We start from the raw sequence: 24,375 nt of genomic DNA on the forward strand, positions 1-24,375 counted from the left end.
TGTGTCGCCGCTCAATCTCCGTGGAGGAGATTATATAAATTGCTGTTTAATGGTAGTTTTTGTGGATGATCTTCTGGTTCATCATATAGGGATGGCCGGGAAATGTCATGGATCACAATAGCGCTAATGTAATTGCGCGCGCTTGCCGGCCGGCTTGGCAGGCCTTGCGCCCCCCGCTACACGTCAGGCTTGCATTGGAGTGAAGACCATCGCGGATGTAGGGAACGGGCGTCGTCCGCCAACGCTTCAGGATCTGGCGGATGCCGTCGGCATGACGGCCAACACGGTCTCGCGCGCGCTCAACGACAAATCCGGCGTCAGCGCGACCACGCGCGCCCTGATCAAGGCGGAGGCGGAACGCCTCGGCTATGTCCCCAACGTCCATGCACGGTCGCTGGTGCTCGGTTCACGCAAGACGATCGGCGTGATCGTCAGCAACATCTCCAATCCCTTCTTCGCCGATCTGGTCAGCGAGGTGGAGCTTCAGGCGCAGCAGGCCGGCTACACCGTGTTGCTGCTTCTCTCCTACGAATCGGCGGAACGCGAGCGGGAGGCGATCGGCAGGGCTCTGCGATCGGGGCTGGACGGCCTGATCGCGGCGCCTGTGCAGGAGCGTTCGGATGCGTGGACGCCCGTGATCAAGTCGGGCATTCCCCTTGTCCTGGTCAGCCGCGAACTTCCCGAGCTGGGTGTCGATTTCTACTCGGCCGACAATGAGGCCGGCATTCGCCTCACGACCGACTTCGTTCTGGCGCAGGGCGCCAAGGATGTGGTCCTTGTCGATGAAGACATGCCCTTCTCCACGATCCGGCTGCGCAGCGAGGGATTCCGGCGGTCGCTCGAACGGCACGGATTGCCCTTCGATCCCCGGCAGCAACTCGCCCTCGTCCCGCCGGCCCGCGCGTTCCGCGTTTCCCAGTCCTGGCAGGCCGACGACGCCTATCGTGTCGTCAGCGACCTGCTGGATCGCGGTCGGCGGCCGGATGCTTTCGTGGTCGGTGACGATTATTATGCACTTGGCCTGTACCGCGCGCTCACCGAGCGTGGCCTCAGGATCCCCGAGGATGTGATGGTGATGGGATGGGGCAATCATCCCTTCACCCGTTTCATGGCGCCGCCGCTTTCGACGCTGCTGCTGCCCTTCCAGGAAGTCGCGAGCCGCGCGACGCGCCGGCTTCTCGACCGGATCGGCGGCACGGCGGACGATCGGGTCGTCACCGAGCGTATCGTTCCGGAACTCGTTCTCCGCGCCTCGACCGCGCGTTGAGGCCGGGCTCCCGTCCCGGGAGGCGGGCGCCCTTCACACTTCGCAGATGAAGACGCTGCCGGACAGCGGGGCCTTGAGAAGCTGGGCGGGGCTCAGCCGCACCGAGGCGGAGGTGATGATCAGGTTTCGGCCATCCCGGGTGAAGCGGAGTCCGGACGGGCGAGGGACGGGAAGCGCGATCCTGTCGAGAATCTCGCCGGCGGGATTCAGTTCGACGAGCTCCCAGCCATCCCAGATGGCCGTCCAGAGATTGCCCCCTGGCGACATGGCGAGGCCCGCTGGGCGCGGTCCGCCGGGCGGGAACTGGTGGAGGATCTCGAAATCGGCGAACTGGCCCCGGTCCTCGTCATAGCGATAGGCGCGCAACTGGCGCATCGCGGAATCGATCAGATAGACGCGGCTGCCGCAGTCGGACCAGACCACGCCGTTGGGCAGGCCGAGGCCCGAAAGCTCCGCCGCCACCGTGCCGTCGTCCTCGACGCGGAGCAGCCTGCCATGCGCGCCCGCGCGAGACGGGTCGGCGCAGCCGAGCCAGAGCCGGCCGCGCCGATCCGTCGCGCCGTCGTTGAACCGATAGCCGAAATTCACGCCTTCGACGGTGACGCGGCTGCCCAGGGTGTTGGTTCGCGGGTCGAAGGTCGCGATGGCGTTGGAAAAGGCGGCGACCAATTGTCCATCGGGCCTGGGAACGAGCGCGCCGATCACGTCGGGCATCGCGAAACTCTCGGTCTTGCCGTCCGCGCCAAGCCGCAGGATCGCGGGCGCCAATATGTCGATCCAGTAGAGCGTATCGGTCTCGCCCACCCAGAGCGGCGAATCCCCGATCAGGTTGGCGAGGCGGCTGATCGGCCGGACGGCGGCGGTGCGGCCATCGGAGCCCTGTTCGTCGGGCGAGATCGCGAAGGGGTAGCCGCCGGCGGCGCGTGAAGTCTTGCGCGCCGCCTCAAGGACATGCGGGGCGAAGGCGTGAAGCTGCTCGTCGGTGAGCAGATGCGCGGGGCCGGTCACAACGACCGCGCCGACCGGTTCGCCATGCTCGTCGAACACCGGCGCGGCGACCGAGCGCCAGCCCGAATGCGCATCGCCGTCGATCGCGTAATAACGCGCCTTGGTCAGCGCTTCCTCGGGATCGGGATCATGCATGTCGGCGTGCGAGAAGGCGCCGACCACGAGCCCCGCTGCCGAGCCGCGCAGCGCCTCCATCGAACCAACGTCCAGCGCACGGATGCGTTCGCCGACATGGGCGGCTTCCACGCAGATGAGGCGGTCGCTGGCGCGGGTCAGCAGCCGCGCGGTGTGCCCCGTCGCCCGTGCCAGCCTTTCGAGCTCGGGCGCCGCCGCGCCGCGGATATCGAACCGGCTCCACACCGAATGCGCGAGTTCGAGGAACAGGGGGCCGAGCCGCAGGCGTTGCGGCGACGAATCCGCCTGGAGGAACTCCTCTTCCACCAATGCGGCGACGAGCCTGTGCACCGTCGGCTTCTTGAGGTTGAGGCGTTCCACCAGTTCGGCGACGGTCACGTCGGTGCCGGCCTCGGCGACAGCGCGCAGGACAGCCAGGCTGCGGCGAACGGCGTTCGCGCCTCCCGTCTGCTTTTCATCCAAATCATGCATTGAGCGGTCGATCCAAGGGCGTGCGCGATTCCGCCGGCGACCCTAGAGCGATTTCAGGGCCGGTGGAATCACCCGGCTCGAAATCACTGCGATACCTGCGTTCGCCGGATCTGGTCCGCCATCCGCTCGGCGATCATGATGACGGGAATGTTCAGATTGGCGCGCGGTATGGTGGGCATGAGCGACGCATCGACGACGCGCAGCCCCTCCACGCCGTGCACGCGTCCGTCTTCCGGCGACGTCACCGCATGGCGATCGTTGGCCGCGCCCATCCGGCAGGTGCCTGACGGGTGCCACTGGCCAAAGACGCCGGCGCGGACAAAGGCTTCGATCGCGGCGCGATCCTTCACGAAACTGTCGAGCGTTCGGCCCCCGCCGATGAATGTCTTGACGAAGGCGGGCTGCAACGCCGGAATCGCGTCGAGCAGCAGCGCGACGGGCGCGGTCATCAGATAGTTGGAGAGACTGCGCCGCCCGAGCCGTTTCGCCCATCCGCTGTAGCTCGACGGGGACGGGCCGACGATATGCGGCGCCAGTTCCGGCGATGCCGCGACCGCCGCCATCATCACGGTCGATGCGACCAGGCGATCGAGGTCGCGCGGATCGGAGAACCAGTTGAAATTGGCGATCGGCCCGCTCGATCCATCCGCGTCCTCGATATCGACGAACCCCCGGGAATAGGGTTTGTTGATCCAGTAGAGCAGCGTGCCGATCCGTTCCCCCAGCGGGTGCCAGGCCGATTTGGTGGCGACCATGGCGAACATGTCGCCGGCTTCGCAACCTTCGATCCGGGAGGAGTAGCGCAGGCCGATATGGCTGTGGCGACGGGTTTTCCCGCCGAGCCGGGCATGCGGACGGATCAGCGCCGAGAGCGAGACGCCGGGATGTTCCTGGAGGTTCTGGCCGACGCCCGGCAGGTCCGCGCAAATCTCTATGCCCAGTGCATGGAGCCGGGGCGCCGCGCCGATGCCCGCGCGCATCAGGATCGCTGGCGATTGCAGCGCGCCGGCGCATATGATGGTTTCGCGCGCCAGGATTTCGGCGGTTTCACCGCCCCTGCCGATGCTGACGCCGATCACCCTGTTGCCGCGACGCACCAGCCCCGAAATCTCGGTGCCGGACATGATCCTGAGATTGGGGCGGTCGCGCACCGCCTGCGTCAGATAGCCGCGCGCCGTCGAGACCCGGTGCCGTCCGTCATTGGACAGGGCGAGGGGAAACACGCCGTCCCCGAACGATCCGTTCTGATCGTCGATCGTCGGAAAGCCGCGCGCCAGCAACGCGCGCTCCGCCGCGTGCGTGAATTCCGGCCAGTGTTCGCGCGGAATCCTGTGGATCGGGATCGGGCCGTCCGATCCGTGCATCGGCCCGCCGAAATCCAGGTCGCGCTCCAGCTTGCGGAAATAGGGAAGGACGGTGTCCCAGCTCCAGCCCGTAGCCCCCATATCGGCCCATTCGTCATAATCCTCGCGCGTTCCGCGATTGGCCGCCTGGCCGTTGATGCTCGATCCGCCGCCCACGACCTTGGGCTGGTCGTAGCGTTTCGGGGCCGGTTCGGAGGAGAGATCGTTGCCGGTCATCGGCAATGCGCGCGCGCGGATGTTGGACCAGTGATTGGCCGAATCGAACGCGACGATGCCGGGATACATGTCGAGAAATTCGGCCGGTTCCCGCCCGGGTGCCAGGTCGCGGCCCGCTTCGATCAGCAGGACGTTCAGGCGCGGATCCTCGGACAGGCGGCTCGCCAGCACGCAGCCCGCGCTGCCCGCGCCCACGATGATGTAATCGATGCTGGTCATCACCCGATCCAGAAGCCGCCATTCACGTCGAGCGTGGCGCCCGTGATGTACGCGGCCTCGTCGGACGCCAGGAAGGCGACGGCATGCCCGATCTCCGCCGGGTCGGCGAGGCGGCCGAGCGGAATGTCCTCGATCACCCGGGCACGGACATCGTCCGGCATGTGCGTCCGGATCAGGTCGGTATCGACGACGCCGGGCGCGATCGCGTTCACGGTGATCCCGGTCCTTGCCATCTGCCGCGCAAGGGTGCGCGCGAAGCCGAGCATCCCCCCCTTGGTGGTGCCGTAATGGATGCCGCCGTTCATCGCGCCGCGATGCGCGACGACGGACGAGGTACAGATGATCCGGCCATGGCCGCGCGCGATCATCCCCGGGAGCACCGCCTTGGAGAACAGGAAGGCGCTCTTCAGATTGACCGCGATCAGCCGGTCCCAGTCCTCTTCTTCCAGGTCGAGGATGGACACCGCCTGATCCATGCCGGCATTGTTGACGAGGATATCGACCTTGCCGAACCGCGCGAGCGCCTGTGCGACCACCGTCGAGACGTCCGCCGAGGACGACGCGTCGCCCGGCGCGGCGAGGGCGCCATCGCCGATCTCCTCGGCCTTGCGGCGCGCGCGCTGGGCATCGATGTCGTTCACCACGACCTTGGCGCCGCGTGCGGCGAGTGCGCTCGCGATCGCGCCGCCGATGCCGTTGCCGCCGCCGGTGACGATCGCCACCCGATCATGAAGGGGCTGATTGGGCTCGACTGACATGATTTGGATATCCTTTTCCGTCCGGGCCGGGCGCCCGCGATGTGGTGTCACGCGATGTCGCGCGCGGTGGGTTTTGCTCGCGACCGCCCGATCACCATGATCAGGATGACCGCCGAGATCGGGTGCAGGATCGCCAGTCCGGCAAGCAGCCCGGCATAGTCGAACTGTGCGAGGATGAGCCCGGCGAGCAGGTTGAGGAGCAGCGAGGTGCTGGCGCCGACCGCGCCGAGCATCCCGACGGCGGAGGCATTGACCTTGACCGGAAACAGGCCGGCAAGGAGCACGTTGAAGCCGACGAACCAGGCCTGGCAGACGGTGATGACGACCGTGATGATCAGCAGCGCGATCGCGGGGCTGGAGGTCATGGTGATCAGCGCGCCGAGCGGCATGAGCGCGGCGGTGATCGCGAACACGCGAAGCTGGATGCGGATCGGATCATGTCCGCGCGTGGCGAGCCCGTCGACGGTGCGGCCCAGTATCATGCAGCTGACGATGGCGACGATATAGGGCAGGCCGCCGACAAGGCCGAGCTCGGACAATGACAGGCCGACGCGTTCCTGAAGATAACCCGGAATCCAGAAGAGGTAGAAGTACCAGACAGGATCGCTGATCATCCGGACCGCGATGATCGCCCAGTAGCGGCGATCCCTGAGAAGTGCCGTGGCCGACACCGAATCGTCGCCGGCGGCATCGGCAGGGCGCGCCTCCGGTTCGGGTTCGGCGCGTGGCGCATGCCTGGTGTCGGTGAACCACCACATGATCGCGATGGCGATGCCGACCAGCCCCGGAATCACGAAGGCGGCGCGCCAGCCGATGCCTGTCGCCATCAACGCCACAAGCGGCGGCGCCAGGACCGCGCCGATATTGCCGGCGGGCGTGACGATGCTGATCGCGAGCGTGCGGCGTTCGACGGGAACCCAGTTGAGGATGGCCCGCTGCATGATCGGGAAGACGCCCGGCTCCGTGGCGCCCAGCAAGGCGCGCGATGCGGCGAGGTGGCTGAAGCTGTGCGACATGCCCGATGCGATGTTCGCGATCGACCAGCCGATCGCGAAGACGGTCATGCAGATCCGCGTGCCGAACCGCTCGATGAGCCGGCCGCTCACCACATACATCACGATATAGGGCAGCATGAAGGTGAAGGTGAGCAGCGCATAGGCCGTGTCGTCGAAATCCAGCTCGGCCTTGACCACCGGCTTGAGGATGGAGAGCGTCTGCCGGTCGAAATAGTTGAGCACGACCAGGCTCATCAGAAGCCCGAGGACGAGCCAGACCTTCAAGGGCAGCTTCCTGGTCGGCGCGTCGTCGGGGCTTGAGCGTGCGGCGTGTGTCATCAAGTGGATCCCATCGGTTGAGGCTAGGCTTCCCGGACCGCGAAATCCCGGACGGCACGGTTCGCGATCTCCGCGTCCTGGTGCACCGTCCCGGAACTGACGCCGATCGCGCCGACCACGGCGCCATTCACGACGACGGGCACGCCGCCGCCCAGAATGGCGACATCGCCGCCGCGCAGGCTGTTCAGGCCAAAGCCGCGCTGCCCCGGCAAGGCGATCTCGGCGAGCGCCTCGGTGGCGGTGTGCAGGCCCGCCGCCGTTCGTGCCTTCGCGATCGCGAAATCGCAGGTGAAGGGTTTGGCCCCGTCCATGCGGTGGAACGCGAGCAGCGCGCCGGCGGCATCGACCACCGCGATATTCTGCGGCACGCCGAGCGACATGGCGGCGGCGATGGCGGCGTCCAGAAGCCGTGTCGCATCGGCCGCGTCCAGCATGGAGACGGCCCTCATGAACCGGGCCGTCCAGGCGGGCAGGATTGGACGGCGATCATTGCGCCAGCTCCATATCGACATGCGACGACGGAGCCAGCGCGCGCTGGACGGCGGGGTCGTGGATCCGCTGCGCGGCGGCCGGGCCGGGCGCCCCGCCATGCCCATGGCCGGGCGGCGGCAGGATGGTGCCGTCGCCATCGACCGTCAACGCGATGTCGACATCGTCGCGCATCGGATTGACGAGATGATTGCGCTCGAACAGCGTCAGCCCCTCCAGTCCCGCGCAGCAGTGCAGCGCGGCGGACACGCCGATGCTGGTTCCCACACCGTGCAACGCGACTTCGACGCCCGTGCGTCGCGCCAGCGCGTCCAGCCGGCGCATGCCGGTCACGCCGAGCGCGCGCGTCACATTGGGCTGCAGATAGGTCACGCCGAGATCGACCAGCCGCTCGAAGGCGGAAAGCGTGAAGTCGTTCTCGCCGCCGCCGATCGGGAAGGGCGCGCGCTCGCAGATCATCCTCAGCGTTTCGAAATCCTCCGGCTCCACCGGCTCCTCCAGCCAGGCGATGTCATAGGGGGCCAGTCCGTCAAGCAGGGCAAGCGCCTCATCGCGTTCATAGCCGCAATTGGCATCGAGCATGAGCGGCGTACCGGCGGGCATCGCCTCGCGTATCGCGCGCACATGTTGCACGTCGGTTTCGACGCCCCGGCCGATCTTCAGCTTCACGGCGGTGTAGCCCTGCTCGAGAAACGCCAGGGCTTTCGCCGCGCTGTCGTCCGGGCTGGCGAGGAAGGGGACGGGGCTGGCATAGACGCGGACCGGCGCGACCGTGCCGCCGAGCATCTCGGCCAGCGGCTTTCCCGCGCGTTTCGACAGCAGGTCCCACAGCGCGATGTCCAGCCCGGCCAGCGCTTCCATGGCGGGCCCGCGGCTGTTCCCCAGGGCAAGGAAGAATCGGTAGAATTCCTGCATCGCCTCCTCGGGCGAGGCGATCTCCGCACCGGCAAGCGCGGGGGCGATGACGTCTTCCATGATGGCGCGGCTTGGGCCGGGACTCGGCAGGCCGAAACATTCGCCGAAGCCCTTGGCGCCGTCCTGATCGGTCACGACGATCAGCGTCGCGGTCTGGCCCGTGCGCTTGATCCGCTGGAAATGCGCGGCTGGCGAAAGCAGCTCCTGCGGGACGCGGCCTTCGCCATAGAGCCTGGAGAAGGGATAGCGCATCTCGATTGCGGCGATCGAAGCGATTTTCAGCATCCCGCCGCCACCGCGCCCGTCAGGAATCCGCCATGTTCGCCGCCGTGTACGGCCAGGCCCGGCCCTGGGTGAGGGGCCTGCGCGGCGTTGGTTCGACAAAATCCGTTTGACATACGAAGCCTCCCAATCTTATTTGTGGACCATAGTCCATAATGTGGACTGATGACGATGACTGGTGAGGATGTCAACGAGCGATTTTGTGAAAGCCCCTTGGGCAAGATGTGCGCCGCGCATCGGGACAGGCTAACCCCTTGAGGAACATTAGCGTTATCGTAAATCTGCACGTTGGAATCGTCAATCTGGCCATCCGTCACGAAACTGTAAAAAAATAATGCAAGATAACAGCATGTTATAGGGATTTGACGGATAACGGGGTGTATGGCAATGTCCATTAACGATACCAAAATCGATTCAGGGGAGGCTGCAATGCGAATGAAGGTGAAGCTGCTTGTCGCGACATCGATGATCTCGATGTTCACCGCTGCCGCGCTGCCGGCCCATGCGCAGGACGCGTCGTCGCCGGCCGCCGGCGAGTCCTCCGGCGATCAGCAGGGCGGGCGGGGCACGCTGTCCGGCCAGATCTTCGATCCGGCGACCGAGGCCTATCTGCGCGATGCCCTGATCGAGGTGGAGACGGCGGACGGGCAGAAGCGCACGGTCGCCACGGGTGAAGCCGGCGCCTATCGCATTCCCAATCTCCCGACCGGTACGGCCCGGATCACCGTCAGCTTCGTCGGCTATGTCTCCCAGGCCCAGGATGTCGTCATCCGTCCCGGCGAGATCGCGACGCTCGATCTGGATCTGCAGCGCGCCGGGCGCGACGGGCAGGCGGCGAGCAGCGGCGATATCGTGGTCAGCGGCGTGCGCGACGCCAATGCGGTCGAGCTGATGTCGCAGCGCCAGGAGGTGCAGATCGCCGACATGCTCAATACCGAGGCCTATGGCGATATCGCAGGCGGCAATCCGGCGGAGTTCATGAAATATATGCCCGGCGTGGACGTCGACGGGTCCAACGGCACCTCGGTCTATGCCTATCTGCGCGGTCTGCCGGCGGAATTCACGCGCACGCAGTTGAACGGCATGGATATCGTCTCGGCCAACGCCGCGACCGCCACCGGCTATTCGAGCGCCGCCGCCGCCGCGCGAATCTTCAACTACGAGACCATCTCGATGTCCGCGATCGACGCGGTCACGACGTACAAGACGACGGGCGCGGACCAGAATGCGGATGCGCCCGCGGGCATCATCGATCTGCGCACCAAGCGTTCCTACGACCGCAAGAAGCCGTTGTTCGTGGTCTCGGTCGAAGGGTTCACCCACGAGAATATGTGGGACAAGTACAAGAATATCGGCCCCGATACCGGCGGCTGGGGCAACAAGCGCCTGCTGCCCAACGCATCGCTGTTCTATTCGAACAGCTTCTTCAACCGGCGCCTCGGCGTGATGTTCTCGCTCGGCTATAACGACCAGTATATCGAGCGCGAGCAGATCACGCTGGACCGGCAATATACCCAGTCGGCCAATGCGCCCTATCCGATGGAATTCTACCGGATGCAGGGACAGACGGGCGCGCGCCGGACCATCCGCCGCACCGCCTCGCTGGTGCTGGATTTCAAGGCCACCGACACGCTGAACGTCTCGCTTCTGGGCATGGGCTATCGCGGCAACATCCAGTTGCACAATCAGGTGACGACCGTCACCGCCGATACCGCCACCGGCACCTATGGACTGCGCAACCTCAACGGTCAGCCGGCGAACGCGCAGGACGCGCTCTCCGCTTTCCAGTCCAATCTGCCCGGCACGGTCCAGTCGATCAGCTCGGCATCCAGCGACCAGTATAAATACAACAAGGGCAACGTCCTCGCCGCCAATTTCGACTGGAGCGCGGGGAACTGGAGCGTCGATGGCTATGCCGCCTATTCGGACAGCCATTCCTATTACGACTCGCCCAGCGCCGGTCAGGTCACGTCCGGGCCGACGATCACCTCAACGGGCAATTCGCAGTTCGTGAAGGACAGCGCGGATCTCAACCTGGCGGACTGGACGATCACCCAGCTCAGTGGGCCCAACTGGTCCGATCCGGCGTCCTACAGCTTCACCGGCAGGCCGGCGATCACGCTGACGACGGGCAGCTATGCGAAGCTCTCGGCACGATCGGGCGCGCTCAACGCGCGCTACGACACCGAATTCGGCGCGGTGCCGGTCAGCTTCAAGGCGGGCTTCAAGATCACCGACATCAGCTATGAGTTCGGCAACGACGCGCTTTACGGCTATACCTATAACGGCGCGCTGACCAACGCCCAGTTCCTGGCGCAAGCGGTCAATCCCTATACCAGCGGCATCACCAACAAGAGCAACTTCGTCATCAAGTCGCTCTCGGGCTCGACCTATATTCCGTCGATCGACCTTGCCAGGCTGCTGGAGATGTACCGGCAGAATCCGGGGGAATGGGTGAGTTCGACGACGGCGGCCCAATATGCCACATCAAAGTACCGCAAGACCGATGTCGATGAGACCATCAAGGCATTCTACGGCATGGTGACGGCCTCGCTCACCCCGAATTTCCAGGTGAGGGCCGGGCTGCGCGGCGAATGGACCGAGAACAACGCGCTCGTCTACCAGTCGCTGCCGCTGGCGGACGTGCGCGCGCACCGGCCCGCCGGCGCCACCGCCAATTGCGCGGTGACGGCGTCGACCGGGGTCGCGACCACCATCCCGTGCGTCGACTATCAATTCTCCGGCGGCCCCGCCAATGTGAAGGGGCGCTATTTCACGCTGTTCCCCAGCGCCTCGCTCAAGCTCACATTCGGCGAGAGCAACGATCTGCAGGCCGGCTACAGCCGCACGATCCTGCGGCCGGGCGTCGATGCGACCGGCACCTCGCCCACCGAGAACCTGACCGGAAGCTCGGTCGGCGGGCCGCTTCTCGTCGTGCCCAATCCCGGCCTGACACCCGCGATCTCCGACAATTTCTCGATCCGCCTCTCGCGCTATCTGCGCGGCGTCGGCATGCTCAACGTCGGTCTCTATTATAATCGCATCGACGGCCTGGCGGTCGTGAAGGAATATTCGGCGAGCGAAGCGGCATCGATCCCCGCGCTCGCGGCCTATGCCTCGGATCCGGCCTTTGCCGGCTACAGCTTCTCGACCTTCACGCAGCAGAGCATCACGACGATCAAGGGCATCGAGGCGGCGCTCCAGCACAGCTTCACATGGCTGCCCGAGCCGTTCGACGGCCTCTCCGTGCGCGGCGCCTTCATGCATAACGAGCCGAACCGGAAGATCCCGCGCGTCGGCAACAATATCGGCTCGCTCGGCATCATCTATGAAAAGGGCCCGGTGCGCCTCTTCGCCAATCTGCTGTGGAACGACGACAAATATCGTTCGGATACGCCGACCTGGTTCCAGGCGCGCACCGATCTCACCATCTCCGGACGGCTCAAGCTCACCAGGAATCTCGAGACCTATTTCACCGTCAATAACGTGCTCGGGCAGCCCTATAATGTCGTGACGCCGGGAAGCGCCTATCCGTCGACGGCCGCGACCGGCCTGGGCACGCATAGCGCCATCTATGTCCAGAACGGGCGCACCGGCACCTGGGGCATCCGGGCGCGCTTCTAGGGAGGGGGGCCGTGGGCCCATGTTGATCATCGCGGGCGGCCGAAGCGGGCCGTCCGCAACGTTCCGCCCATCGCGGGGTTGTCATGCCGGATCCATCTCGTTTCACCCGCCGCCGTCTCCTGACCGACGCGGTCCGCCTTGCCTCGCTCACGGCGGCGGCGACGCTGATGCCCCCCAATGTGCAGAAGCTGATGGCCCAGGCCCCGAAACGATCGGGCAGGATCGGCGACATCAAGCATATCGTCCTGCTGATGCAGGAGAATCGGTCGTTCGACCATTATTTCGGCACGCTCTCCGGCGTGCGCGGTTTCGGCGACGCCGATCCGCTCATCCTGCCGAACGGCCGGACGGTATTCCATCAGCCCGATGCGCAGAACCCCAGCGGCTATCTGCTGCCCTTCCATCTCGACAGTTTCTCGACCAATGCGCAGAGGCTGCCTTCGACCAGCCATGAATGGGATGTCCAGCACCAGGCATGGAACGGTGGCGCGATGGACCAGTGGCTGCCCGCTCATCGCGCGGCGGACGGGGCGCACGGCCCCTATACCATGGGCTATTTCAAGCGGGAGGACATCCCGTTCCACTATGCGCTGGCGGAAGCGTTCACCGTCTGCGACGCCTATCATTGTTCGGTGATGGGGCCGACCTGGCCCAATCGCCTCTATTATCTGACGGGGATGATCGATCCCGAAGCGACCGGCGGCGGGCCGGCGACGCGCAACAGGATGCCGCCGGGCGGCTTTCGCTGGACCAGCTATCCCGAGCGGCTGGAGGCCGCCGGCGTCGATTGGCGCATTTATCAATATGGTGCGGCGGGCAAGCGGCACCATAATATGTTCAAATATTTCGCGCGGTTCCAGGATGCCGCGGCGGGGTCATCGCTGGCGATGCGCGGGATGCCCGATACTGACGAGGACCGGTTCGCGCAGGATGTCCTGAACGACAGGCTGCCTGCCGTGTCCTGGATATATCCCTCCGCCGAGGCGAACGAGCATCCGCGCAACATGCCCGCGACAGGCGCGGATTTCATCGCGCGCAGGCTCAACGAGCTTGCCGCGAACCCCGACGTCTGGGCGAAGACCGCGTTCATCCTGAATTATGACGAGAATGACGGGCTGTTCGATCATGTGCCGCCGCCCGTGCCGCCGCCCGGCACGCCGCAGGAGTTCGTGGACGGCGTTCCGATCGGCGCGGGCTTCCGCGTGCCCTGCATCATCGTCTCGCCCTGGACGGTCGGTGGCTGGGTGTGCAGCGAGCCGTTCGATCACACATCGATATTGCAGCTTCTCGAACGGCATACTGGCGTGCGCGAGCCCAATATCAGCGAATGGCGGCGCCGGACCTTCGGCGATCTGACCTCGGCATTCCGGTTCGGGGAACCGACCCGGCGGATTCCGAACCTGCCCGGCACGGCCGACATGCTGGCGCTCGCGCAACAGTCGGTGGCAAGATTGCCCGATCCGCCCATTCCGGGTTCCAACCAGCAGGTTCCGGTGCAGGAAAAGGGCGAACGGAAACGGGTGAAACATTCGTGACAAGGAAAGCTGCCACAGCGCCATGATGGAAACCCTGCTCAACCGTCGCACCCTCATACTCGCCGGGGGACAGGCCGCGCTGCTCGCCGCCGCGCCGGCGCTGGCCAAGCCGAAATTCCTTGACGATCCGTTTTCGTTGGGGGTCGCCTCAGGGGATCCCGCGCCCGACGGCTTCGTGATCTGGACACGTCTTGCGCCCAGGCCGCTCGAGCCGCATGGCGGCATGCCCGCCGAGGCCGTCCAGGTGGGCTGGGAAATCGCCGGGGACGAGGGGTTTCGGACGATCGTGCGCGCCGGCACCGCGCTTGCCCGGCCCGAACTGGCGCATTCGGTCCATGTCGAGGTCGCGGGGCTGCCCAGCCATCGGCGCTACTGGTATCGCTTCGTGGTCGATGGAATCCGAAGCGATACCGGCACCGTGCGGACCGCGCCGGCGGCGGGCGCGGCGGTCGACCGGCTGCGCGTCGCGGTCGCGGGATGCCAGCATTACGAGCGCGGCCTCTACACCGCCTGGCGCCATATCAGCCAGGAGGCCGACCTGGATTTCGTCTATCATTATGGCGATTACATCTATGAAGGCCGGGCCGCCGGAGCGCTCGCGGCCGGGAAAGTGCCGATCGTCCGCCGTCATCTGGGTGACGAGATCTACAGCCTCGACGATTATCGGCTCCGTTACGCGCTCTACAAGGCCGATCCCGATCTGCGGGCCGCGCATGCGGCTGCGGCATTCCTGTCGTCGTTCGACGATCATGAAGTGGAGAATAACTGGTCGGGCGATCTGGACGAAGGCAGCACGCCGCCCGAGATTTTCCTGCTCCGCCGCGCCGCCGCGATGCAGGCCTGGTATGAGCATATGCCGGTCCGGGCGGGGCAGTTCCCGCACAGCGGCGCGCCGCGCGCATATCGGCGGCTCGATTTCGGCCGGCTGATGCGCGTCAATATCCTCGACAAGCGCAGCTATCGCAGCATCCGGCTGTGCGAGAAGCCGGGCGACGGCAATTGCGTCGACAAGCGCGACGGGCCGGATACGATGCTCGGCGAGGCGCAGGAGCGCTGGCTTGGCGACGGGCTTACGGGCGGGGCGACCTGGAACTTGCTCGCACTGGGTGGCCTGGTCATGCCTTTCGACAGGTCGCTCCAGCCGGTTCCCACCAATGGCTATGACAACTGGACCGGCTATCCCGATGCGCGGGAGCGGCTGGTGACCATGATCCAGGATCGCAGGCTCACCAATGTCGTCATCGCCGGCGGCGACAGCCATATGTTCTTCATCGGGCATCTGCCGTCGCGGCGGGGGGATCTGGAGAGCGCGCCCGTCGCCACCGAACTCCATGCGACCTCGATCAGCTCGAACAGCGGCAACGGCCTTCCGATCGGTCCCGATCCGCGTGCCGCGAGCAATCCACATATGTCGATGATCCATGATCAGCGCGGCTATCTGCTGTGCGACATCGGCGCCGATGCCTGGCGCACCAGCGTAAGGGTGGTGGATCAGGCGTTCACACCGGGCGGCGCGATCAACACCCTGGCCGGTTTCATCACCCGCCCCGATCGGGCCGGTGTCGCAAGGCTCTGATGGCCGTGGGCGGCATTTTCGTGACCTTCGGCGAAGTGATGCTGCGGATGTCGCCGCCGGGCCGGGCTTTGCTGCTCCAGACGCCGGCATTTGACGTCTGGATCGGCGGCGCCGAAGCCAATGTCGCCACCCAGCTCGCCCGGTTGGGGCATGCGACGCGCTTCGTCAGCGCGGTGCCGGCGAACGCGCTCGGAGAGGCGGCCGTCGCGCATCTGCGCGGCGCGGGGATCGATGTCGGCCAGGTCCAGCGGCGCGAAGGACGCATGGGGCTCTATTTCGCAGCGCTCGGCGCGGGGCCCCGGGCAACCGATATTCTTTACGACCGCGCGCATTCCAGCTTCGCCACCGCACCCGCCTCGGCATGGGATTGGGATGCCCTTCTCGTCGGCGCGGATCGGCTGCACCTGTCGGGCATCACCGCCGCCCTTGGCCCTCAAGGCGCCGAAGCCGCCGTCGCGGCGGCGAGGGCGGCGAACCGGCTGGGCGTGGCGCTATCCTTTGACGGCAATTACCGCGCCCGGCTGTGGGAGGCGTGGAACGGCGATGCGCGCGCGATCCTCACGGAACTCGTCGGCAGCGCCGATATGCTGTTCGGCAATCATCGCGACATCGCGCTGCTGCTCGGCCAGCCGTTCGGCGGCGAGGGGCCGGAGCGCCGTCGCGAGGCGGCCGAAGCAGCGTTCGGACATTTTTCTCGCCTGCAACTGATCGCTTCCACCGCGCGCCATGCCGAAGATGCCGGCCGCAATCGGCTCTCGGCCCGGATCGATACGCGCGAGCGGCAAGTCCAGACCGACGAGGTGGCCATAACCGGCATCGTCGATCGCATCGGAACTGGCGACGCGTTCGCCGCCGGGATCCTTCATGCGCTTCGCTCGGGCCTTCCTCTTGACGAAGTGGCCCGGACCGGGCTCGCGCTCGCGGCGCTCAAGCACTCGATCCCCGGCGACGCTTCGCTCTTCTCGCAGCGCGACGTCGACCAGTTTCTGGATGGCGTCACCGACATCCGCCGTTGAGGCGGGCCATGCGGCCCGGCAAGGCCCGCGAAGAGGAAAGAGCTGATGATCGACCGCAAGCTTGCCTGGGCCGTCGCCGCGATGTTGACGACGATTGGCGCGGCGGGTTCCGCTTCGGACACGGGCCATGGCGGCTATCTCACGCCGGGCGAATTCGACGTGACATCGGTGATCGAACCGGCCCCGCGGCGGGGCGATCCGCGATACGACTCGGATCGCAGGATATTCCGGGCGACAAGGCGCCTGGAGGGATCTCCACGCTGGGACCTGGCGACACGCGATGCCGATACCGGCGTGCCGGCGTTGCTGCGTGACTTCAGTTGCGCGGTCGGCGTCGAACTGACAGCGGAAAATGCGCCGGCGCTTGTGGCGGTGGTGCGCCGGGCCGGCGTCGATACGTCGGGCCAGACCAGGATCGCCAAGGAAAGCTACAGGCGTGGCCGCCCGTTCACGATCGACAAGGGCGCGATCTGCCAGCCGCGATCCGAACTCTATGATAAAAAGGCGGCGCGGATGAGCTATGACTATCCCTCCGGCCATACCACCTGGGGCTGGACCTGGGCGCTCATATTGTCGTCGATCGCACCGGATCGGGCCCAGCGCATTCTCGAACGCGGGCGCGCCTATGGCGACAGCCGGTTCGTCTGTGGCGCTCACAATGAAAGCGCGGTCGAAGCGGGCATGTTGTCGGCGTCCTCGACAATGGCGCTCGTGGCGACGAAACCCGCCTATCAGAATGATCTCGCGGCCGCCCGAGCCGAACTTGCAGCACTTCGCCGCAGCGCGCCGCCCGCTCAACATTGCGCGATTGAAGCCGCACTGCTGCAACAGCGCGTGATGCCGGCACTGGATCGAGGCGCCCGCTGATCAGGGAACGACGTCATATCCACGAGTCTATGGCCTGATGGTGCCGACGCCGTCATGCCGCATGAACCAGTCGGTGTCCTTCGTCCCGCCCGTTGCGGCCGTTTTCGCGACATCTCCATCCCAGACGATGCGTCCCTGATCGTCGCGGGCGACTGAGAGGGCTCGATCGTAGAAGGCGAGGGTGGATGCCCACATGTGACGGAGATTGGCGGGACTGGAGGGAGAATGGCCCTCGCCCCAATAGGTGATGTAGTCGGCGCGCTTGTTCAGGCGGAACAGCGCCATGAACATCGCATCGAACTGCGCCTTGTCGAACGCGTCCATCTCTCCGTTCATCAGCATGATGGGGGCGGTGATCCTGGGCGTGTGGACCAGCGGGCTCGTCCGGATATAGCGCAGCGGATCGTCGAAGGGCGATTTGCCCAGGCCGAAATCGCCGAAGGGGATTTCGAAGCGTTCGGCGCTGCCGGCGGGCGGGAAATCGGCGTTGAACATGCGCGAGATGCCGTTTTCGAAATAGTGCGTCCAATTGTCGACCCAGCCATAGGTGGCGAGGACGGCGCGGAACATCGGCTGTTTGGTGGCGATCCACAGCGCGCAGATCGCGCCCTGGCTCATGCCGTTCAGGCCGATGCGCTTCGGATCGGCGAAACCCCGTGCGATCGCGGCATCGGCGGCGTCCTTGGCGGCGACATCGATCAGGTCGATCGGCCCCGCGTCGCTGCGATGAAGATCGCCGGGCATGCTCGCCTTCAGCACGATATAGCCGCGCGCCGCGAGCAATTCGCCCTTCATCGCGGCGATCGCCGATGCGGAAAAGGGCTCCGGATCGACATCGGGATTGGCGCAACCGCTGTTGCGCACCCCCGGATAGACTTCGACGATCAGCGGATAGCGGCGCCCCGGCTGATAATCGGACGGCAGCACCATGCAGCCCGTCATCTCGCGCCCGTCCTGCGACGAACGATAGGATAGCGGCCGCCAGCGCGGGATCGTCCTGCCGGCGAGGAAGGTGTTGAGCGTTTCGATGCGGCTCTCGCGCCCGTCGAAGCCGCGCACGGTGACGCTGGAGCCGGCCGCGCTGTCCTTCCGCGTCACGATGGCGGCGGCGCTCGCGGCCAGCGCCTGTTCTCCCTTGGGCACGGTGATGCGCCTGCCCAGCCGGCCGCTGGCCAGATCGATCCGCGCGAACTGGGGCGTCCCGTCTGGCTTCGTCAGCGAGACCAGCGCCTCCGGCGACACGCCCGCGCGATCGGCGCCGGTTTCGACGAAGCCGGCCGAGGCGGGCAGCGTCGCGATCGTCTGCGTGCGGCCCTGCGCGTCATAGCTGCGCAATGCGCCGCCGCTGACGGTCAACAGGCGATCCCCGACGATGCGGAGCGTGGTGGCCGGATCGCCGAGATCGGCCGTCAGCGGCACCGGATCGCCCGTCGCCGCGATCAGGAAAGGCATGGGCGCCTTGGCCGCCCCGGTCTCGCCCTCGCCGCGCCCGCCGATCTGGACGGGTTTGAAATAGCCCATGGTTTCCCGATCCGACGGGCGGGCGATGACGACCAGGCTGTCCTCCAGCCACAGCGGGCGCAGCGGCAGTTGAAACCCGCCCCATTGCCGCGCCGACGCGACCGCCAGTCCCTTCAGCGAGCGGGGCGTGACCCGAAGCGTGGCGGGATCGACCACGTTGAGCGTGACGGCGCGATCGCGGCTGTCGGGATCGGGTTCGAGGAAAGCGAGCTGCCCGGTTCGCGACCAGGAGATCGTGCCGCGGACGGCGCGATGGGGCGCAAGCGGAAGCGGGGCCCCCGCCTGCAGATCGAACAGGCTGAGCCGCGACGAGCGGCTGGCGTCGTAGAGCGAATTGAGCTGCTGGTCCCCGGGCGGCGGCGTGAAATCGTGGAGAAGGTTGGCGGCGAGGAACCGCCCGTCGGGCGAGCGCTCCAGATCGGAGAACAGGCCCTGGCCGAGTTCATGGCTGGTGCCGCGCGCGGCGTCGGCCAGGATCAGCGCGCCCGGCCGGGGCGCGGGCTCGCCACCCGACACCATCAGCCGGAACGAGGGTTCGCGGCCAGCCCAGCTCGCTTCGCGGCCGGCGGTCAAGCGCGCCTGATTGTCCCAGCGCAGATTGGAGTAGGATGGCTGTTCGCCAGGCGGCAGCGCGGCATAGGCGAAGCGATCCCGATCGATCCAGACCAGGTTGTTCTGTTCCAGCCCCGCCAGCCGCCGGGTGGGATCGAAGGTGAGGCTGGGCGCGGCATCGAAGAAGCGCAGCGATCCGCTGGCGCGATCATAGACGCCGACCTGGGTGCCCGCCCGCGCCATCCGGATCAGCAGCAGCCGCTGCCCGCCCGGCGAAAAGGCGACGGGCAGGAACGTCGTTTCCGGCGTCGCGGGGGCGACGACGCGGGTGGCGTAGCCCCCGGCCGATCGCTCGACGAGGATCAGGTCTCCGCCCGTTTCGATGCTGAACAGCCGTCCGCCGCCGAAATCCCCGCCGGCTTCCGCCGGGCGCTGGCGGGCATAGGCGAAGCTGCCGTCACCCCCCGTGATCAGGTTTCCGATGCCTTGCATCGCGAAGATGTCGCGCAGCGTAACCATGGGCTTTTCGGCGCCCTGTGCTTCTCTCGCCGGTGTTGCGGCGGGTTTTGCTCCCGCCGGGGCTGCCGCCAGCGCGGCGACCATGATGGAGTGGATCAGGGGATGCGCAAGGGCGCGGCGGGACGGGCCGGCAAGGCGCCGACGGACGGTTTTCATGGGATCACCTCTTGTGAGGGGGCTGGGGAGGGAAGGGGCCTGCCGCTTACCAGCGATGGGTGAGGCCGAGCGCGACATAGCGCCCGCGCGCCGATGCATTCACCGCATCGAAGCCCAGATTATAGGCGCCGGGAATGTTGGTGTGGACGACGGGCGGCTTCACGTCGAACAGATTGTCTATGTCCAGCGCCACCGTGGTTTCGGCGATTTTCCACGAGAGATGCAGATCGGCGGTGGTATAGGCGTCGATATGCTCGTTGGGCGTGATGAGGATGTTGCGATAGCCGCGCGCATGGTTGAGCTTGAGCGAGGCGACGACATCGTCGTTCGCCCAGGTGAGCCCGCCGCGCGCGCGGAAGCTGAGCGGTCCGCTGACCTGATCGAGCAGGTTGGCGACCGCCAGGTCCGGCGTGGCCTGCACCTTCAGATCGATCATGTAATTGATATTGGCATCGGCGGTGAGCGTGCCCCGGCCCAGCGGGACGGCATAGCTGCCTTCGATATCGAGGCCGCGCGAAACCTGCGATTTCAGGTTTTGCGGGCGGAAATCGAGGATCGCCTTGACGTCGCCGGGGCCGCGCCCGGCGAGATCGACGAAATAGGGGCTCGCGAAATAGGATGCGAGATCGGCCTGGCTGGGCGAGAAATTCATGAAGGACCTGAGCGAATCGAGCTGGCTGTAGACCAGGAAGATCGATCCCCTGAGCGGGGGCGTGGTGATGCGATCGCGGAAATCGACGTCGAAATAGGTGACCGACAGGCGGGGCCCGTAACGCCCCGTCGGCTGCACGTCGAACCCGAGCGTGAAGGAGCGCGAGCGTTCCGGCCTGAGATCGGGATTGTAGGAGGATGAATCGACCAGCGTGTTGGTGAGGCCGGTGGGCGACGCCGGATTGGGGAAATCATAGGTGAAGGCGGATTGCAGCGCCGGCGCCAGATTGAACAGCAACGGTGCGCGGAAGGACCTGGCGTAGCTGCCGCGCAGCCGCAGCCAATCATTGACGTTCCATTCGACCCCGACCTTCGGATTGGTGGTGTTGCCGATGCCGCTGTAGCGATCGTGGCGCAGCGCCGCGGACAGGTTGATCGATTTGGCGAAGGGCAATCCATTCTCCGGCCCGATCACGGGAACGCGCAATTCGGCGAAGGCGCTTTCGACGTTGCGGGCCAGCGTCATGCCCACCGTCCGGCCGTCCGTCGGGCGATATTCCTCCTTGCGATAGGATGCGCCGACGGAGAGCAGCAGCGGGCCGCCGGGCAGGACGACGAGCGGGCCGTCGACCGCGAAATCGAGATATTTGTAGCGGATGAAGCCGTTGCTGGGCGTGGTGAAGCTGGGCTGCACCGTCACGCGGCGGACGGTGGATCCGGAATAGGTGCCGTTCAGCCGCGCGCGCCAGTCGCCCAGTTCCTGCGCGACGCCCAGGCTCGCCTGCGTCGTCGCCGCCTGGCCGCTATCGTCCACCTGTTCGGGCAGCGACTGCGAATAATAGACCTGGTGATAGGTGCGCCGCGAATACAGCCCGTCGAACGAGACTTCGGTGCTCGGCGTCAGATGATAGGCGGACGAGACGAGCACGCTGTGGCGCTGGCGATCGGGCGTCAGATCGACGCGTCGGCCTGGGCGTTGCGTGACGAAACCGCGCTCGCTCGCGTCGATCCGGTTCTGATCGAAGAATTCATAGGCGATCATCACGCGGCCGCGATCGTCGGTGACGCCCACCGCCTGGGACACGCGGATCTCCTCGCCGCCGCCGCGCGTGCTGGTGCCGTAGCGCAGCGACGTGATGCCGCCGTTGAGCCTTTGCTGCAGGATGAAGTTGACGACGCCGCCGATGGCGTCCGATCCATAGATGGCGGAGGCGCCGTCACCGAGTATCTCGACGCGCTCGATCGCGGTCATCGGGATCACCGAGATGTCGGCATAGGCGCTTTGCAGCCCGGCGGGCGCCAGCCGCTGGCCGTTGATCAGCGCCAATGTGCCTTCGGGGCCAAGCCCGCGCAGGCTGACCGCGGCGCCGCGCGTGAAATTGGCCGCCGCCATCGATCCGCTGGCGATGCCGCCGATATAGGTGCTGGTATCGAGCACGCTGAAATTCTGCGGAACCTTGCGCAGGAAATCATCGACCGATCCGGCGCCGGTGCGGCGCATCTCTTCCGCGTCATAGCGGATCAGCGGGGAACCGGCGGGCGCGCTGCCCCGGATGTTGGTGCCGGTGACGACGATCTCGGCGATCTGCTGGCCATCCGCCGCGTCGTCCTCACGGGCGGCGGCCTGGCCGTCGTTTCCCGGCGTCGCCTGTGTCGGCCCTGAGCCTGCGGCATTGGCCAGCGTATAGGTGCGCCCGTCGCTGGAGGCGATGCGCAGCCCGGTGCCCGCGATCAGCCGGCGCACCGCCTGATCGGCGGTGAGCTTGCCCTTCACCGCATTGGTGCGCTTGTCGCGCGCCGCGCTTTCGCTGATCAGGATCTGGACATCGGCCTGGCGCGCCAGTTCGGGAATGGCGGTGGCGGCGGATTGCGCGGGCACGTTGAAGCTGCGCGTCTGCGCGATGGCGGGCGTCGCCGCCGCGACCGCGCAGATGGCGACCGATGCGGCGAGCGTGCCGCGATACCCAGGATATCTCATATATTCCCCCCTTGCCGGATCCGAATGCGTTCGGATTTCAGTGGGAACGATGCCTTCATCGCGGGCTTCCGTTCGGGGCCGCAAAATTTATTTCAGTCGCGTGACAGCAGGATCAGATTGGGCGCGGTTTCGACGCGCGCGCCCATCAGGCCGGCGACGGCGCGGGCGAAGGCGTCGGGCTCGTTCGTGCGGAAACGCCCGATCATCTTCTCGCGGCCCAGCGCATCGTCGTTCACCTGCAATTGCACGCGGTTGTAGCGGTTGAACTCGGCCGCCGCCTCCGCGACGCTGTCTCCATCCAGGATGAGCTGGCCCGTGCGCCACGACAGCACACGATCGATATCGTCGCGCGCGGCGACCATCGGCGGGGCCTGGGCTGCGATATCGACCATGGCGGCGGAGCCGGCGGAGACGCGCCGGGCATTGCCCTCGTCGCCCGCGCGCCACACCTCCACCACGCCCTCCGTCACGCGCACTTCCGCCCCCGCATCGGTGCGCCGCACCGAAAAGGCGGTGCCGACCGCGCGCACGCGCACCTCCCCCGCCTCCACCACGAAGGGGCGGGTGTGATCCTTGGCGACCTGGAACCAGGCTTCGCCGCTGTCGAGGACGATGCGGCGCAATTCGGGTTTCAGCGAGACGGCGAGCCTGGTCCGCGTGTTGACGGCGGCGAGCGACCCGTCTTCCAGCGGCACGCGCCGGATTTCCCCGATCGCGGTTTCGATATGCTGTTGCCCGCCCTCCCTGAACATCCAGCCGATGCCCAGGGTGGCGAGCCCGGCCGCGACGGCACCGCCGCCCCAGAACAAGCGGCGGCGCGTGAAGCTTCCATGCGCGGTGGCGTCGACTTCGACGGTGGCATCCCCGGCATCCCCGGCATCGTCGTCATCGGGGGCGGGCATGCCGCCCTCGATCTGGCCGCCGCGCAGCACGCTGGCGCGATCGAGCATGGCATAGGCGGCCTGGGCGCGGAAAAAGGCGCCGCGCCGGCGGATATCGCCCGCCAGCCAGGCGTCCAGCCGGTCGCGATCGGCGGGATCGTCCGCGCCGTCCAGGCGGGCGACCCATTCGGCGGCACGCGCCTCAATCGCCTGTGCTGTTTCGCGCTCGTCCATCTCTTCCCATCTTCGTCAAAGCCTGTTCCGCCTGCGCCTCGCCCTCGGCCAGCGCCTTCAGGATCAGTTTCAGTCCCTTGCCCACGTCGTTCTCGACGATATGTTCGGCCAGCCCCATCCGGGCCGCCACCTCGCGCTGCGACAGCCCCTCGATCTTGCGCAGTTCGAAGACGCGGCGGCAGCGATCGGGCAGGCCGGCGATCAACCGCCGCACGCGCGCCAGTTCGCGCCGGCCGGCCGCGACGCGCTCCGCGGAGGGGGCGTCCTCCGATATCGTCAGGCTGTCGATCTCGGTCGCGGTTTCGATCCGCACGATGCGCGCGCGCCGCAGCCGCATCAGCACCGATGTGCGCGCGGCGGCGAAGAAATAGGCGCGGCCGCAGCGGATATGCGCGATATCGGCGAGCCCGGCGATCTGGGCGTAGGTTTCCTGGATCGCATCCTCCAGGTCGTCCGGATCGAGCGTGCGGCGGAGCCAGGCGCGCACGTCCGCCTCGTGGGGAAGGATCTCGCTCCCCACCCAAGCCATGATCCGTGCCTGCCTGTCGCTGCTCACATCACTCGCGTCGCTCCTGATTCAGTGGGACGATGCACGAGCGCGGAGTTTCCGTTGAGCGGATGCGAATTTCCAGACAATTCGGTATCGGCAATGCTTCCATGCCCAGCGCTGGAGCATGATCCGTTCTAGACCGTGAACTCATAAACGGCCGCTTTCGGCAGAAGGGCGGAATGACTGGATTTGGGTGTATTCCGTTGAAAAACTCAGGCTTGAAGTAGCGCGGGCGTCCTGATTCAGTCTCCGTGAGA

Annotated in this window: 17 protein-coding genes; 6 read left to right on the forward strand and 11 right to left on the reverse strand. The window is 66.5% G+C overall.

Annotation, left to right across the window (positions count from 1 at the left end; translation table 11 throughout):
* Nucleotides 1-199: 199 nt before the first annotated feature.
* The gene (locus ACODTA_RS25220) at nucleotides 200-1,267 is read left to right on the forward strand and encodes a LacI family DNA-binding transcriptional regulator (RefSeq protein ID WP_489069866.1); all 1,068 of its coding nucleotides are present in this window, start codon (nucleotides 200-202) and stop codon (nucleotides 1,265-1,267) included.
* Nucleotides 1,268-1,300: 33 nt separating this feature from the next.
* Here the strand turns inward: ACODTA_RS25220 and ACODTA_RS25225 are convergent, their stop codons facing one another.
* From ACODTA_RS25225 to ACODTA_RS25255, 7 genes are all read right to left on the reverse strand, one after another.
* Entirely contained in the window at nucleotides 1,301-2,881 is a 1,581-nt protein-coding gene (locus ACODTA_RS25225; protein WP_489069868.1) for an SMP-30/gluconolactonase/LRE family protein, read from the reverse strand.
* 83 nt (nucleotides 2,882-2,964) lie between these two features.
* Complete coding sequence (locus ACODTA_RS25230) at nucleotides 2,965-4,680, reverse strand: GMC family oxidoreductase (protein WP_489069870.1); 1,716 nt, start codon at nucleotides 4,678-4,680, stop codon at nucleotides 2,965-2,967.
* Nucleotides 4,680-5,438, reverse strand: a complete 759-nt coding sequence (locus tag ACODTA_RS25235) for an SDR family NAD(P)-dependent oxidoreductase (RefSeq protein WP_489069872.1) — start codon at nucleotides 5,436-5,438, stop codon at nucleotides 4,680-4,682. The genes ACODTA_RS25230 and ACODTA_RS25235 overlap by 1 nt, the downstream gene beginning before the upstream one ends.
* Before the next feature lie 47 nt (nucleotides 5,439-5,485).
* A complete protein-coding gene (locus ACODTA_RS25240; RefSeq protein ID WP_489069874.1) occupies nucleotides 5,486-6,772 on the reverse strand; it encodes an MFS transporter in 1,287 nt (428 codons plus the stop codon).
* A 23-nt stretch (nucleotides 6,773-6,795) separates the two neighbouring features.
* Nucleotides 6,796-7,221 (reverse strand): GlcG/HbpS family heme-binding protein, encoded by a 426-nt coding sequence (locus tag ACODTA_RS25245; protein ID WP_489069876.1) that lies wholly within the window; start codon nucleotides 7,219-7,221, stop codon nucleotides 6,796-6,798.
* 37 nt (nucleotides 7,222-7,258) lie between these two features.
* Complete coding sequence (locus tag ACODTA_RS25250; protein WP_489069878.1) at nucleotides 7,259-8,461, reverse strand: mandelate racemase/muconate lactonizing enzyme family protein; 1,203 nt, start codon at nucleotides 8,459-8,461, stop codon at nucleotides 7,259-7,261.
* Entirely contained in the window at nucleotides 8,455-8,940 is a 486-nt protein-coding gene (locus tag ACODTA_RS25255; RefSeq protein ID WP_489069880.1) for a hypothetical protein, read from the reverse strand. The genes ACODTA_RS25250 and ACODTA_RS25255 overlap by 7 nt, the downstream gene beginning before the upstream one ends.
* Here ACODTA_RS25255 and ACODTA_RS25260 point away from each other — a divergent pair.
* From ACODTA_RS25260 to ACODTA_RS25280, 5 genes are all read left to right on the forward strand, one after another.
* Complete coding sequence (locus ACODTA_RS25260) at nucleotides 8,924-12,082, forward strand: TonB-dependent receptor (protein ID WP_489069882.1); 3,159 nt, start codon at nucleotides 8,924-8,926, stop codon at nucleotides 12,080-12,082. The genes ACODTA_RS25255 and ACODTA_RS25260 overlap by 17 nt on opposite strands.
* Before the next feature lie 83 nt (nucleotides 12,083-12,165).
* Nucleotides 12,166-13,617 (forward strand): alkaline phosphatase family protein, encoded by a 1,452-nt coding sequence (locus tag ACODTA_RS25265; RefSeq protein WP_489069884.1) that lies wholly within the window; start codon nucleotides 12,166-12,168, stop codon nucleotides 13,615-13,617.
* Between the two features lie 22 nt (nucleotides 13,618-13,639).
* Complete coding sequence (locus ACODTA_RS25270) at nucleotides 13,640-15,193, forward strand: alkaline phosphatase D family protein (protein ID WP_489069886.1); 1,554 nt, start codon at nucleotides 13,640-13,642, stop codon at nucleotides 15,191-15,193.
* Entirely contained in the window at nucleotides 15,193-16,209 is a 1,017-nt protein-coding gene (locus ACODTA_RS25275) for a sugar kinase (RefSeq protein WP_489069888.1), read from the forward strand. The genes ACODTA_RS25270 and ACODTA_RS25275 overlap by 1 nt, the downstream gene beginning before the upstream one ends.
* A gap of 45 nt (nucleotides 16,210-16,254) precedes the next feature.
* A complete protein-coding gene (locus ACODTA_RS25280; RefSeq protein ID WP_489069890.1) occupies nucleotides 16,255-17,076 on the forward strand; it encodes an acid phosphatase in 822 nt (273 codons plus the stop codon).
* A gap of 27 nt (nucleotides 17,077-17,103) precedes the next feature.
* On the opposite strand, the gene ACODTA_RS25285 is transcribed toward ACODTA_RS25280, so the two are convergent.
* From ACODTA_RS25285 to ACODTA_RS25300, 4 genes are all read right to left on the reverse strand, one after another.
* Nucleotides 17,104-19,824 (reverse strand): alpha/beta hydrolase family protein, encoded by a 2,721-nt coding sequence (locus ACODTA_RS25285; protein WP_489069892.1) that lies wholly within the window; start codon nucleotides 19,822-19,824, stop codon nucleotides 17,104-17,106.
* Nucleotides 19,825-19,870: 46 nt separating this feature from the next.
* The gene (locus tag ACODTA_RS25290) at nucleotides 19,871-22,453 is read right to left on the reverse strand and encodes a TonB-dependent receptor domain-containing protein (RefSeq protein ID WP_489069894.1); all 2,583 of its coding nucleotides are present in this window, start codon (nucleotides 22,451-22,453) and stop codon (nucleotides 19,871-19,873) included.
* A 92-nt stretch (nucleotides 22,454-22,545) separates the two neighbouring features.
* Nucleotides 22,546-23,568, reverse strand: a complete 1,023-nt coding sequence (locus ACODTA_RS25295; protein WP_489069896.1) for a FecR family protein — start codon at nucleotides 23,566-23,568, stop codon at nucleotides 22,546-22,548.
* Nucleotides 23,537-24,124 carry an RNA polymerase sigma factor gene (locus ACODTA_RS25300; protein ID WP_489069898.1) on the reverse strand — a complete coding sequence of 196 codons (588 nt, stop codon included), beginning with the start codon at nucleotides 24,122-24,124 and terminating at the stop codon, nucleotides 23,537-23,539. The genes ACODTA_RS25295 and ACODTA_RS25300 overlap by 32 nt, the downstream gene beginning before the upstream one ends.
* Between the last annotated feature and the right edge of the window lie 251 nt (nucleotides 24,125-24,375).

This window comes from Sphingomonas sp. FG14, from assembly GCF_057809675.1.